Origin of the sequence: uncultured Xylophilus sp., from assembly GCA_913776965.1 — a bacterium.
GTDB lineage: Bacteria > Pseudomonadota > Gammaproteobacteria > Burkholderiales > Burkholderiaceae_C > Xylophilus.
Genome location: CAJYQL010000085.1, coordinates 14751 through 28405, shown reverse-complemented (window position 1 = coordinate 28405; position 13655 = coordinate 14751). Strand labels below are relative to the sequence as shown.

Below are 13655 nucleotides of genomic sequence, written 5' to 3'. Positions count from 1 at the left end.
GGGAGACGGAAAAAAGCGGAGAGGGCAAAAAAGCGGATCGGAGGCCGGCGGGCAGCGTTCAGTGCTGGGTGTCGGGCGGCGGCAGGACGAAGCGCTCCAGCGCTTCCGCCGGATCGGCCGGCGTGCCGTCGGTGGGCTCGGCGGTGTCGTCATCGCCCGTGTCGTCGTCCTCGTCGGACTGCGCCCAGAACATGCGGTCCGGCAGCACGTTGCCCATGCCGGGGCGGAAGCCGGCGTCTAGGCTGCGGTCGAGGTAGTGCAGCGCCTCGCTCGTCGCCTCGCCCAGGTCGTTGCCGGTGGCGAGCAGCGCGGCGAGCGCGGCCGACAGCGTGTCGCCGGCGCCGGAGAACACCGCGTCGAACAACTCGAACTTGGCGGTGCCCAGCACCGACTGCGGCGAGGCAAGTACGTTCTCGACGAACTGCTCGGGCAGCGGGATGCCGGTGACCAGCGTGTAAGGCACGCCGACGTCGGAGGCGGCCTTGGCGATGTCGCGGGCGGTCGGGCTGCGCTGCTGCGACCAGTCGGGCAGCAGCCAGCGCCAGAGCGTGCTGTGGTTGCCCACCAGCACGGTCGTCTGCGGCAGCAGCAGCTCGCGGAAGGCGTCATGGTAGGCCTCGATCGCATCCTCGGACCACCAGGACAGGTCCGGCATGTAGGCGACGACCGGGGCGCCTTCGTAGTCGGCGGCGATCTCGGCGATCGTGCTCAGGTTCTCCGGCGTGCCGGCGAAGCCGACCTTGATCACCTCGACCTCAATGTCCTCCAGCACCGCGCGGGCCTGTTCGGCCACGGCTTCCTCGTCGAGCGCGAAGTGCTCGAAGATGCGGGCGCTGTCGCGGGCATAGGCGCCGGTCGCCACCACCAGCGGATGGCCGCCGACCGAGGCGATCGTCACCGCGTCGCCGGACAGGCCGCCGGCACCGCTCGGGTCGTTGGCATTGAAGACCAGCACGCAGGCCGGCCGCTCTTCCTCCAGGAAGGCGTCGGCGGAAGTCGGGTCGGTCGCATCGGACGGAGGCAGGGTCATGGTGCAGCGAGAGCGTTCGGAGACCCATTGTGCAACGCCGCTGTGGCGGCGCTTCCACAGGCGGCCCGGAGCCCCGCGGAGGCGCTCGATACAATCGTTGACATGTTAATCCTCACCCACTTAAGCTGTGACCGACCCTAAGACCTGGATGTGTTTGATCTGCGGATGGATCTACGACGAAGCGGCAGGCGTCCCTGACGACGGTATCGCGCCCGGCACGCCCTGGGACCAGGTTCCGATGAACTGGACCTGCCCCGAATGCGGTGCGCGCAAGGAAGACTTCGAGATGGTGCAGATCTGACCGTCCGCCGGTGCGGCAGGCTTCCTGCTGCTGCGCCGGGCCCGAGACGACTGGCCGAGGAGAGCCTGTGAGCACGAACGCAACCCGCTGCAAAGTGCTGGTGGTGGATGACAGCAACACCATCCGCCGCAGTGCCGAGATTTTCCTCAAGCAGGGCGGCCACGAAGTGCTGCTGGCCGACGACGGCTTCGACGCGCTGGCCAAGGTCAACGATTACCAGCCGCAGCTGATCTTCTGCGACATCCTCATGCCCAAGCTCGACGGTTACCAGACCTGCGCGATCATCAAGCGCAACGAGCGCTTCGCCGGCACGCCGGTCGTGATGCTGTCCTCCAAGGACGGCGTGTTCGACAAGGCGCGGGGCCGCATGGTCGGCTGCCAGGACTACCTCACCAAACCCTTTACCAAGGACCAGCTGCTGTCGGTCGTGCAGCAATTCGGTTCCCAGCCTGCAGGAGCTGCCTGATGCCGATCCAGAAAGTCCTGGTCGTGGACGACTCCAAGACCGAGCTCATGTTCCTCACCGGCGTCCTCCAGAAGGAAGGCATGCAGGTCCGCACCGCAGAGAACGCCGAAGAAGCCTTCCAGCGTCTGGCCGAGGACAAGCCCGACCTGATCCTGATGGACGTGGTCATGCCCGGCCAGAACGGGTTCCAGCTGACCCGGTCGATCAACCGCAATCCGCTGTACGCCGACGTGCCGATCTTCATGTGCACCAGCAAGAACCAGGAGACCGACCGGGTCTGGGGCCTGCGCCAGGGCGCCCGCGCCTACATCACCAAGCCGGTCGATCCCGCCGAACTGCGGGCCCGCATCGCCGAGCTGCGCTGATCCGCCGGCGCTCGGCTCCGCCCGGACCACCATGGCCAACCGCCAAGCCCTGCGGGAACTGCAGACCCGTCTCGCCACCCGCCTGCAGGCGGCGCGCAGCAGCGGAGCGTCCGTCGCCTGGCTGGCGGTGGAAGTGCAGGGTGCGCCCTATCTCTTCCCGTTGAACCAGGCGGGCGAAATCTTCGCCTGGACACCGGTGCAGCCGGTGCCCTACACGGTCGACTGGTACCTGGGCGTCGCCAACCTGCGCGGCGGCCTGTCGGGCGTGGTGGACTGGGCGGCTTTTGTTGCAGCTGCTACGGGCGCCGGAAGCCGCGCGGCCTCTGCCCGCAGGGCGGACGCCACGCAGGGCGAGTCGAGCCTGCTGGCGCTCAACCCGGCGCTGGGCGTGCAGTGCGCCCTCGTCGTGGACCGGCTGAGCGGTCTGCGCGGCGGCGAGGCCTTCACCTCCGTGCGTCCTCCGCCGGACGGTGCTCCCGCCTGGCGCGGACACGACTATCTCGACGCGCAGAACGTCGCCTGGCAGGAGATCGACCTCCAGGCGCTCGCGCAGGACCCCACGTTCCTCAGCATCAGCAGCTGAATTTCTTCTCTCCAGGCTCCTCCAGGATCGCACCATGTCCGTCGCCGACCACCTCGGAAAACTGTTCGCACGCAAGCCCGCCGCGCCGACGCCGGCGTCCGCTCCCGCGGAGAGCGTCGCGTCCCTGCAGGACACGGTGACGGAGGACCGCGGACGGGATGCCGATACGGTGGTGGACGACAATGCCCGGCTCGGCGCGCCGACGGTGTTCGGCGCGGAGACGGGCGGCATGCCGGCGGCCGACCGGCTGCTTGCGCACGCGACGGCGGCCGATGCCGGCGACGCGGCCCCCGGCGGCTTCGCCGCCAGCCGTCTGGCGGAACCGAAGGCCGGCTTCAACGACTCCGAACTCGTCGCGCTGCCGCTGCTGGGGCGCGCCAGCATCAACCGCCACCAGCGCGCACTTTATGCGCTGCTGGCCGCCGCGCTGCTGATCCTGGCGATCCTGGCCGGCGTGGCGCTGCGCCAGGCCGAGCGCAACGCCCAGCAGCTGGCCGCCACCGGCCAAGCGCTGATGCAGTCGCAGCGCCTCGCCAAGTCGGTGAGCCAAGCCATCATCGGCAGCCCCCAGGCCTTCCCCGACGTGCGGGAGAGCAGCGAGGTGCTGGCGAAGATCGACAACGCGCTGCGCACCGGCGAAGGCGACATGCGGATTGGCGCGCTCGGTTCGGCCTACCAGGAGGAACTCGACCGCGTCACCCCGCTGGTCGAGCGGGCGGAGCGCAACGCGAAGATCGTGCTGTCGCAGGAGAAGATCCTGACGCAGGTCGGTGCGGCGCTGCGCACCATCAACCGGCAGTCGTCCGACCTGCTGGAGATCGCCGAGACGGTCGCCGCGCTCAAGCTGCAGCAGAACGCATCGGCCACCGACATTTCCGCCACCGGGCAGCTAGTGATGCTGACGCAGCGCATCGGCAAGTCCGCCAACGAATTCCAGACCGCCGAAGGCGTGAGCCCGGAGGCGGTGTTCCTGCTTGGCAAGGACCTGAACTCCTTCCGCGAGATCGCCCAGGGCCTCCTCGACGGCAACGCCGACCTGCGCCTGAGCGCCGCGCGCGATGCGCAGGTGCGCGAGCGGCTGCAGGCCTTGCTGGCGCTCTACGACCAGACCCGCACCCAGGCCGGTGCGATTCTCGGCAACCTGCAGGGGCTGGTGTCGGCCCGCGAGGCGCAGGTTGCGATCATCGCGGACAGCGAACCGCTGCGCCGCCAGCTCGAAGCGCTGCAGGCCAAGCTCTCCGGCGATGCCGGGCTGGGCCTCGGCACGTTGCTGGCAATGGTGGTGACGGCGCTCGTCGTGCTGGCCGCCGCCTTCGGCCTCGCCCGGGTGCTGCTGCTCGACAGCCGGACCCGTCAGCGCGCCGCCGAACAGCAGCGCCAGGAAGCCGAAACCCAGCAGCACGAAGCCGAGCAGGCCCGACAGGAAGCCCGCCGGATCAACGATGCCAACCAGGCGGCGATTCTGCGGCTGATGAACGAGCTGCAGACGGTGGCCGAGGGCGACCTGACGCAGGAAGCGACGGTGACCGAGGACATCACCGGCGCGATCGCCGACTCGGTCAATTACACGGTGGAAGAACTGCGCCTGCTGGTGGGCAACGTGCAGAACACCGCGACGAAGGTGGCGCAGACGACCGCGCTGGTGGACAGCACCTCCACCGAACTGCTCGCAGCCTCGACCGAGCAGCTGCGCGAGATCCGCGAGACCGGTCGCTCGGTGCTCGACATGGCGTCGCGCATCACCGACGTGTCGACGCAGGCGCAGGAATCGGCCTCGGTGGCGCGCCAGTCGCTGCAGGCCGCGGACTCCGGCCTGCAGGCGGTGCAGAACGCGATCGGCGGCATGAACTCGATCCGCGACCAGATCCAGGACACCTCCAAGCGGATCAAGCGGCTGGGCGAATCGTCCCAGGAGATCGGCGAAATCACCGAACTGATCTCGGACATCACCGAGCAGACCAACGTGCTGGCGTTGAACGCCGCCATCCAGGCCGCGTCCGCCGGCGAAGCGGGCCGCGGCTTCTCGGTGGTGGCCGAAGAAGTGCAGCGTCTGGCGGAGCGCTCGGCCGACGCCACGCGCCAGATCTCGGCGCTGGTGAAGGCGATCCAGACCGACACGCAGGATGCGGTGGCCGCCATGGAACGCTCCACCCAGGGCGTGGTCGAGGGCGCGCGCCTGTCCGACTCCGCCGGCACCGCGCTGACCGAGATCGACCGGGTGTCGCGACGGCTCGCCGACCTGATCGAGCAGATCTCCTCCTCCACCTCGCGCGAGGCCGAGCTGGCCAACGAGGTGGCCGACAACATCCAGCACATCTTCGCCGTGACGGAGCAGACCGGCGAGGGCACCCGTTCGACCGCGCAGCAGGTGCGCGAACTGTCGCGCATGGCCGAAGAGCTGCGCCAGTCCGTGGCACGTTTCAAGATCGCCTGACGACCCGTCGGACCGCTGCCCATGTCAAGAGTCGACGCCGCCCCCGAGACGGACCTTCCCGAACGCGACCTGGGCCCGCTGGCGTGGGTCGAGGCCGAGCTGCGGCGATCGCTCGAAGGCGCTGCCAAGTCGCTGCGGCGTTTCCTGCGGGACGCCGCGGAAGCCGGCCTGTCGGACCCGGACAACCTCGATACCGCTGCGTTGCGCAGCGCCCGCCAGCAGCTCCACCAGGTCTCTGGTGCCCTGCAGATGGTCGGTCTCGGCCATGTCGCGGTGCTGGTCCGCGCGATGGAAGCGGCCGTGCAGAAATTCCTGCAGCGTCCCGGGCTGTGCAATGAGGAAGCGGTCGGCACGCTCGAGCGCGCGGGTTTTGCACTCGGCGAGTATTTCGACGCGATGCTGGCGGGCAAGCCCGACGCAGCGGTCGGCCTGTTCCCGCAGTACCGCGAGGTGCAGGCGATCGCCGGCGCGGACCGCGCGCATCCGGCCGACCTGTGGCCGCCGGCGCGCGCGGGCGTGCACGAGGCTCCTAGCGATCCCGCAGCGGTCGCGCTGCCGTACGGACCGGCTGCGCGCAGCCAGCTCGATCAGGCCGTCTTGAATCTCGTGAAGACCGGCGACGCCGGTGCCGCGCGCCGGCTGTCGTCGCTGTCGGCCCGGCTGGCGGCGGCACAGCCCGCTGGTGCCGCGCGCAGTTTCTGGCAGATCTGTGCCGGTTTCTTCGAAGCCCAGGCGCTGGACCTGCTGCCCCAGGACCTGCATGCCAAGCGCGTCGCCTCGCGGGTGCTGATGCAGTACACCGCCTTCGCGCGCGGCGACACTGCCGTGCACGACCGGCTGCTGCAGGACCTGCTGTTCTTCTGTGCGCACGCCGCGCCGGCATCGGCTTCCGACGCACCGGCGCTCGCGGCGGTGCGCGCTGCGTGGGGGCTGGAGCACACGGCGCCGGTCGACTACGAACGCCGGCGCTTCGGCCGATTCGACCCGGCGGTGCTGGCGCAGGCGCGCAAGCGTATCGCCGCCGCCGCCGAAACCTGGTCGGCCCTGGCCGGCGGCGACCGCCAGAAGATCAAGGCGGCGGCAGACCAGTTCCACCTAGTGGCCGACTCGCTGCGGCGCCTGCATCCGCAGAGCGCACCGCTCGCGCAGGCGCTGAACCAGGCGCTCGACGCCACGCCGCGCAGCGGCGAGCCGCCGGGCACCGCGCTGGCGATGGAAGTCGCCACCTCGGTGCTGTACCTGCAGGCCGCCTACGAGGAGCTCGACACCTCCGACGAGACGATGGCCGAGCGCGCGGCGGTGCTGGCCGGACGGCTGGAGCGCGCCGGCCGGGCGTCCGTGCCCGAGCCGCTCGACGGCTGGATGGAGGACCTCTACCGCCGGGTGAGCGATCGCCAGACCATGGGCAGCGTGGTCGAGGAACTGCGCACGACCCTGCGCGAGACCGAGCAGCTGCTCGACCAGTTCTTCCGCCAGTCGCACGATGCCGCGCCGCTGGTCGGCGTGCCGAGCCATTTCGCGCAGATGCGCGGCGTGCTGTCGGTGCTCGGCCTCGACCAGGCCGCGCAGGCTGTCGTGCGGATGCGCGACAGCGTGGAGCGTCTGCTGCTGGGCCTGCCGGTCGAGGAGGCTGCGCGGCAGGCGGTGTTCGCCTCGCTCGGCAACAGCATGGGCGCGCTGAGTTTCCTGATCGACATGCTCGGCTACCAGCCGACGCTGGCACGGCGGCTGTTCGTGTTCGACGAGCAGCGTGGCGAACTGCGGGTCGTGATGGCGCGTAAGCCCAATGCGGCTGTGCAGCCCGCGCGCGCCCCGGTGCCGCCGCCGGCAACGCCGCCGACCGCGATTCCGACGCATGTTCCGGCGCCCGCCTCTGCCTCTGTGCCGGCGCCGTCGCTGCCCCCGGCACCCGCTGTGCCGCCGCCGGCCGCGCCGGTCGCAGCGCCCGCGCCGATCGCGGTCCCCAACGAAGCGGTGGCCGCTCGCGACCCGGTCGAGATGCCTGCGTCGCTGCTCGCGCCTGTGCCGGCTCCGTCGTCTGCATTCGCTTCGGCGCCAGCGGCGATGCAGACGGCGACGCCGGTGCCCCCGGCAGACAGCGCGGACGACGACGATGACGACGATTTCGACCTGCGGCAGATCTTTCTGGACGAGGCGCGCGAGGTGGTGGCCGGCGGCCGCGCCGCGGTCGCGGCGCTCGCCACGCATCCGGCCGACCTGAGCGAGCAGACCACGCTGCGCCGCGCGTTCCACACGCTCAAGGGCAGCGCGCGCATGGTCGGGCTCGACCGTTTCGGCGAAGCGGCCTGGGCGCTGGAGCAGCTGTTCAATGCCTGGCTGGCCGAGCAGCGGCCCCTGCCGGAGACCCACCGCCAGCTTGCGGCCGAAGCGCTGGACGCGTTCGGCCACTGGGTGGAAGACATCGCCGAGCAGCGCGATGCCGATTGGCGGGCCGAGCCGTTCCGCGCGTCCGCGGAAGCCCTGCGCATGGGCCTGCCGGTGCAGCCGCTGCTGCTGCCCGGCACGGCGTTGGCCGATGGGACGGACGCCGACGCCGTGGAGCACGGCGATTTCGAGTCCACCATGCTCGTTGGGCATGACGAGGATTCGACGGGCACGCCGGCCATCGACGCAGACGACACGGCGGCGGTCGACGCGACTGCCGACGACGCAGGCGCCCCGGCGTCGGTGTCGGACCTGGAGATCGTCGAAGTCGATTTCGCCGAATTCGCGGCAGCGGCCGATGCGCAGTCGGTGGATGGAGGTATCGCACTGCAGGCGGAAACGCAGGAGCTGTCCGAGTCCCCATCAATGGCGGCACCGCAGGACGCGGCGACGCTGGACGCAGCGCCCGAGGCGGGCGTCGGATCCTCGCCGGAAAACCAGGCGCCGATGCTTCCGTCCGATGCGCTGGAGACGGCCTGGACAGAAGCACCCTCAGGCCCCGAAGCCGAAGCCGAAGCCGAAGCCGAAGCCGAAGCCGAACCGAGTGACGGTGACGTCCCGTCCGAGCCCGCATCGCTGCACGATGCCCTGCCGGATAACGGATCCGCTGAAAGCGCGGCCCCGTCCGCAACGGAAGCTGGCGGTGTCGATGCCGCCGCGGGTGCTGCCGCAATCGCGGACGCTGGCGCCGATGCCGATGCCGATGCCGATGCCGATGCCGATGCTCTACCGGCATCCGTTCCGCCGCCGTTCGATGCCGCCCTGCCGGAACTCACCGATACCTGGGAAGGCGCGGATGCATCCGCCACGCCGTCGGACCTCGCGGCCGATGGCGCCACGGACGCGGACAGTCGCACCGAGCCACCCGCACCGCCCGAGCCGTCGGCGCCGTCGGCGCCGGTGGAGCAGCCTGCCGCCACCGACGTTACGGTTCCTGCCGACGGCGATGGCAGTGACGACAACGACGCCGGCCACGACCTCAACGTCAGCGTGGACGAGCCGGACGATGCGGCCGCCGAGGACGTCAAGGCCATCGGCCCGCTGCGCATCCCGATCCCGCTCTACAACGTCTTCCTGAACGAAGCCGACGAGTGGTCGCGGCGGCTGGTTACCGAGCTGGGCGAATGGTCGCTCGAACTGCACCGGCCAGTGCCCGAGGCGGCCGTCTCGCTCGCACATTCGCTCGCCGGCAGCTCGGGGACGGTCGGGTTCGCGGCGCTTTCGGGCGTGGCGCGGCTGCTGGAGCAGGCGCTGATGCACGTCCAGCGGCAGCCAGGCGGCACGCCGCACCAGGCCGGGGTGCTGGTCGATACCGCCGAAGACATCCGCTACCTGCTGCACCAGTTCGCGGCCGGTTTCCTCAAGGAACCGCAGCCGCGTCTGCTGCGGGCGCTGCAGGCGCTGATCGATACCGACATCGAGGACGCGATGCCGTCGGCAGCCAGTTTCCTGCGGACCGAAGACCGGTCGTCGGACGTGGCCGTGCCGGACAACGTGGTGCCGCTGGAGCGGCCTGGGCGGGATGCCCGCGCAGACGTGTTGGCGATGCCGACGGCGGTGGATGCCGCACTAGGTGATGGGACGCAGGAGGCGCCGGAATCTCTCCGGGAGCCCGAGCCGTTGCAGATCGACGATGTGCCGACCGCGGAACCGTTGCGGGCAGAGCCGGACAGCGTCGTGGAAGCGTCGAATGCACCGGAGGCACCGGAGGCCGATGCACCAGATGCACTGCAGCCTCCAGCCGACGAGGTCGCTGAGCAATTTCCGGCGGACTCGGAGGCGGTGGCTGCCGAGCAGGAAGCCGAGCCGCTTTCCGCCGTAGAGAACAGCGTCCTGCAGGCTGCTGCCCGGCCCGATACCGCAGCTGTCCGCCCGTATGAGACGCCCTCCCGCGCCCCGGCCGCCACGGCCTTCGACATCACCGACGACCTCGACGTTGTCGATGCGGTCGACCGCGACCTCTTCCCGATCTTCGAGGAAGAAGCGCTGGAACTCCTGCCGGCGCTCGGTGCGGCGCTGCGGCGCTGGGCCCTGCTGCCGGACGAGCAGGCGGCGCGGGCGGAGGTGCTGCGGGCGCTGCACACGCTCAAGGGCAGTGCCCGCCTGGCCGGTGCGCTGCGGCTGGGAGAGCTGGCCCACCGGTTCGAAACCGCGATCGAGGACCTGGGTGCCACGCCCGGCACTGCCGCGATTGAACCGCTGTTCGGTGCGGCCGACGCCCTCCAGGCGGAACTGGACGCCCTGCGCGCCCGCGATGCCGCGAGCCAGATGCAGGCCGCGGCGCCGGCGGCGTCGGCCCTGCCGACCGACACGATCCGCCAGGAGGCGGAAGCGCCCGCGGCCGATGCTGCGCCTGTCGCCCCAGCCGATGCGGTCGATACACCCGTCGCCGACCCTGCGGACCTGCCCCGCGGCGTCGCAGTTCCGCAGCGTGCGCCGCTGCAGGCGGCGTCCGGCCGCGCGGCAGGTCCGTCGGTGCGGGTGCGCGCCCAGCTGCTCGACCGGCTGGTCAACCAGGCCGGCGAGGTGATGATCAGCCGCTCGCGGCTGGAGGCGCGGCTCACCCAGATGCAGGGCTCGCTCGCCGACCTGGGCGGCAACCTGGAGCGTCTGCGGCGCGAGCTGCGCGACATCGAGGTGCAGGCCGAGACGCAGATGCAGTCGCGCCTGGCGCTGGCCAAGGACAGTGCCGCCGGCTTCGACCCGCTGGAATTCGACCGTTTCACCCGGGTACAGGAACTGACCCGGATGATGGCCGAGTCGGTGGACGACGTGGCCACGGTGCAGCGCAACCTGCAGCGCGGCATGCAGGGCGCCGAAGACGAACTGGTCGCGCAGGGCCGCCAGGCCCGCGAACTGCAGCGCGACCTGCTGCGCACCCGGATGGTGGAGTTCGACGGCGTCGCCGAACGGCTCTATGCGGTGGCGCGCCAGGCCGCCAAGGAAACCGGCAAGGCGATTACGCTGGACATCACCGGCGGCGCCGTCGAGATGGACCGCGGCGTGCTGGAGCGGCTGGTGCCGTCCTTCGAGCACCTGCTGCGCAACGCGGTGGTCCACGGCATCGAGCCGTCGGAGGCGCGGGTCGCGGCCGGCAAGCCGGCCACCGGCCGGATCGAGATCGCGGTGCAGCAGGAAGGCAACGACGTGGCGGTCGAGGTGCGCGACGACGGCACGGGCCTCGATCTGCAGCGCATCCGCGAGAAGGGCGAGCGCCTGGGGCTGATCGAGCCCGGGGCCGAATGGTCCGACGGCGCGCTGGCCGACCTGGTGTTCGCGCCGGGCTTCTCGACCGCGCAGGAAGTCACCGAACTGGCCGGCCGCGGCATCGGCATGGACGTGGTCCGCACCGAGGTGCAGGCGTCCGGCGGGCGGATCGAGACCCACACCACCGCCGGCGCGGGCACCCGCTTCCGGCTGGTACTGCCGCTGACCACCGCGGTGACGCAGGTGGTGCTGGTGCGTGCCGGCGGCCTGGTGTTCGGCGTGCCGGCCACCGTGGTGGAGATCGTGCGGCGCTCCGGCGGGACGGAACTGGACGAGGCCTATGCCTCCGGCCGGTTCCACCACGATTTGGAGGACGTGCCGTTCTTCTGGGCCGGTGCGCTGCTGCAGTCCTCGGCCCGCAGCGTCGAGCCCGAAAGCCGCACCCGTCCGGTGATGATCGTGCGCAGCGCCCAGCAGCGCATCGCCCTGCATGTGGACGAAGTGCTCGGCCAGCAGGAAGTGGTTGTCAAGAACCTCGGGCCGCAGCTGGTGCGCATGCCCGGGCTGTCGGCGATGTCGGTGCTGCCCTCGGGGGCGGTGGTGCTGGTCTACAACCCGGTGGCGCTGGCGACGGTGTATGGCGACCGGGTCCGGGCTGCGCAGGCGGCCCGCGCGGCAGCGGCCGATGCCTCGGGCGCGGACGGCGGCGGTGGCGCGACCGACGCCGCGACGGCCACGGCCGATGACCGGGTGCCGCTGGTGCTGGTGGTGGACGACTCGATCACCGTGCGCCGTGTCACCCAGCGCCTGCTGCGCCGCGAAGGCTACCGGGTGGCGCTGGCGGCCGACGGCCTGCAGGCGTTGGAGCGGCTGCAGGAGGAGCGTCCGGCGCTGGTCCTGTCGGATATCGAGATGCCGCGCATGGACGGCTTCGACCTCGCGCGCACCATCCGCGCCGATGCGTCGCTGCGCGACCTGCCGATCGTGATGATCACCTCGCGCATCGCCGGCAAGCACCGCGAGCATGCGCTGTCGCTCGGCGTGAACCACTACCTGGGCAAGCCGTATCCGGAAGAGGAACTGCTCGCCCTGGTCCGGCGGTACACGATGGCCGAAGTCGAGGCGTAAATCGGGCTCTTGCGCAGGCGGAGCGTGCGCAAGGTGCTATCGATTGTGTAGCTGATGCCGGGCCGTGTGGCGGAACCTGCTGCGTCCAGTGCAGCCGATTCCTGCGCCGGACGCTAGCCGCGCGGCTTCTTCACCGCCCCGTAGCGCGCGAGCGTCTTGTCGCGCGCGGCGGCATGGTCCACCACCGGCGGCGGGTAGTGCTCGCCGATGACCAGCCCGGCCGCCTCCAGCTCGACCGGCGTGGCCGTCCAGGGTGCATGGATCGCGTCGTCCGACAGCTTCGCCAGCTGCGGCAGGTAGCGGCGGATGAACTTGCCCTGCAGATCGAAGCGGCGGCTCTGCGTCACCGGATTGAAGATGCGGAACCACGGCTGCGCGTCGCAGCCGGTGGAGGCCGCCCATTGCCAGTTGCCGTTGTTGGACGACAGCTCGTAGTCGTTCAGGTGCAGCGCGAAGTAGGCCTCGCCGCGCCGCCAGTCGATGCCCAGGTCCTTCACCAGGAAGCTCGCGGTCACCATGCGCAGCCGGTTGTGCATGTAGCCGGTCTGGTTGATCTGCGCCATCGCCGCATCGACCAGCGGATAGCCGGTGCGGCCCTCGCACCAGGCCTTGAACAGCGTGTCGGCGTGCTTGCCGCGCTCCCACTGGATCGCGTCGTATTCGGGCCGGCAGGCGTGGCCGACGACATGCGGCTGGTGGTGCAGCGTCTGGAAGAAGAAATCGCGCCAGACCAGTTCGCCGAGCCAGGTCTCGGCACCGCGGCTGCCGTGCAGCATCGCCTGCCAGGCGAGCGCCGCGGCGGCCCGGACCGACAGCGTGCCGAAGCGCAGGTGGGTGCCGAGGTAGCTCGGGCCCTTCACCGCGGGGAAGTCGCGGGTCGCGTGGTAGTCGTCGATCCGGTCGAGGAAATCCTGCAGCAGTTCCTGGGCGCCGCTGGCGCCGGTCGGCAGGTGCAGCTCCGACAGGTTGGTCTTCTCGAAGCCCAGCGACTTCAGGCTCGGCACCGCGTCGCGGTGGCCCTCGGGCCGGTCGGCGAAGGCATCGGTGTGGTGGCGCACCGGGTAGGGCCGCAGGAAATAGTCGCCGCCCTCGGCGCGGATCTTCTTCAGCCAGGCGTTCTTGTAGGGGGTGAACACGCCGAAGGCGGTGCCCGCCTGGGTCATCACCTCGTCGCGCTCGAAGATCGTGTGGTCCTTGTAGAGCTGCAGCACGATGCCGGCGTTGGCCAGGGCGCCGAGCACCTTCGCGTCACGCTCCAGCGCATAGGGTTCGTCGTCGTTGTTGGCGAAAACCGCCTGCACCGCCAGATCGCGGGCGAGGCGGGGCAGGGCGGTCTGGGCCGTGTCGTGCAGCACCACCAGGCCGCCGTGGCGCTCGCCGGCCATGCGGCGCAGATCGGCGTCGAGCTCGACCACCGAGGCATGGATGAACTCCACCCGCCGGTCGGCCCGCGGCAGATCGTCGAGGATCGCGGTGTCGAAGACGAAGGCGCAGTACACCCGGCGGCAGTGGCGCAGCGCGTGGTAGAGCGCGGCGTTGTCCTCGGCGCGCAGGTCGCGGCGGAACCACATCAGGCCGGCGTCGAACTTCTTGGTGGTGGGCATCGGAAAACGTTCCTGCTATGGAAATCCGAGCATAGGGCGACGGCCCCGCGACGCCTGTGGGACCACGCCTCGCGTGGGAAAGCGATTCCTTA

Annotated in this window: 8 protein-coding genes; 6 read left to right on the top strand and 2 right to left on the bottom strand. The window is 70.6% G+C overall.

What is annotated here, in order from left to right:
• Window positions 1–58 precede the first annotated feature (58 nt).
• Window positions 59–1030 carry a bifunctional hydroxymethylpyrimidine kinase/phosphomethylpyrimidine kinase gene (locus QZ500_RS13045; RefSeq protein ID WP_295855839.1) on the bottom strand — a complete coding sequence of 324 codons (972 nt, stop codon included), beginning with the start codon at window positions 1028–1030 and terminating at the stop codon, window positions 59–61.
• Window positions 1031–1178: 148 nt separating this feature from the next.
• On the opposite strand from QZ500_RS13045, the gene QZ500_RS13040 reads away from it, so the two are divergent.
• The 6 genes from QZ500_RS13040 to QZ500_RS13015 all read left to right on the top strand — a co-directional run bounded on the left by QZ500_RS13040 (window position 1179) and on the right by QZ500_RS13015 (window position 11959).
• Entirely contained in the window at window positions 1179–1331 is a 153-nt protein-coding gene (locus tag QZ500_RS13040) for a rubredoxin (RefSeq protein ID WP_295855861.1), read from the top strand.
• A gap of 67 nt (window positions 1332–1398) precedes the next feature.
• Window positions 1399–1797: a response regulator gene (locus tag QZ500_RS13035; protein ID WP_295855838.1), complete on the top strand. Its 399-nt coding sequence runs from the start codon at window positions 1399–1401 to the stop codon at window positions 1795–1797.
• Window positions 1797–2162, top strand: a complete 366-nt coding sequence (locus tag QZ500_RS13030) for a response regulator (RefSeq protein WP_295855837.1) — start codon at window positions 1797–1799, stop codon at window positions 2160–2162. Before QZ500_RS13035 ends, QZ500_RS13030 begins: the two co-directional genes overlap by 1 nt.
• A gap of 31 nt (window positions 2163–2193) precedes the next feature.
• Window positions 2194–2745, top strand: a complete 552-nt coding sequence (locus QZ500_RS13025; RefSeq protein ID WP_295855836.1) for a chemotaxis protein CheW — start codon at window positions 2194–2196, stop codon at window positions 2743–2745.
• Window positions 2746–2779: 34 nt separating this feature from the next.
• A complete protein-coding gene (locus tag QZ500_RS13020; protein WP_295855835.1) occupies window positions 2780–5179 on the top strand; it encodes a methyl-accepting chemotaxis protein in 2400 nt (799 codons plus the stop codon).
• Window positions 5180–5200: 21 nt separating this feature from the next.
• Complete coding sequence (locus QZ500_RS13015) at window positions 5201–11959, top strand: Hpt domain-containing protein (protein WP_295855834.1); 6759 nt, start codon at window positions 5201–5203, stop codon at window positions 11957–11959.
• A 113-nt stretch (window positions 11960–12072) separates the two neighbouring features.
• Here the strand turns inward: QZ500_RS13015 and QZ500_RS13010 are convergent, their stop codons facing one another.
• Window positions 12073–13563 carry a deoxyribodipyrimidine photo-lyase gene (locus QZ500_RS13010; protein ID WP_295855833.1) on the bottom strand — a complete coding sequence of 497 codons (1491 nt, stop codon included), beginning with the start codon at window positions 13561–13563 and terminating at the stop codon, window positions 12073–12075.
• Window positions 13564–13655 lie beyond the last annotated feature (92 nt).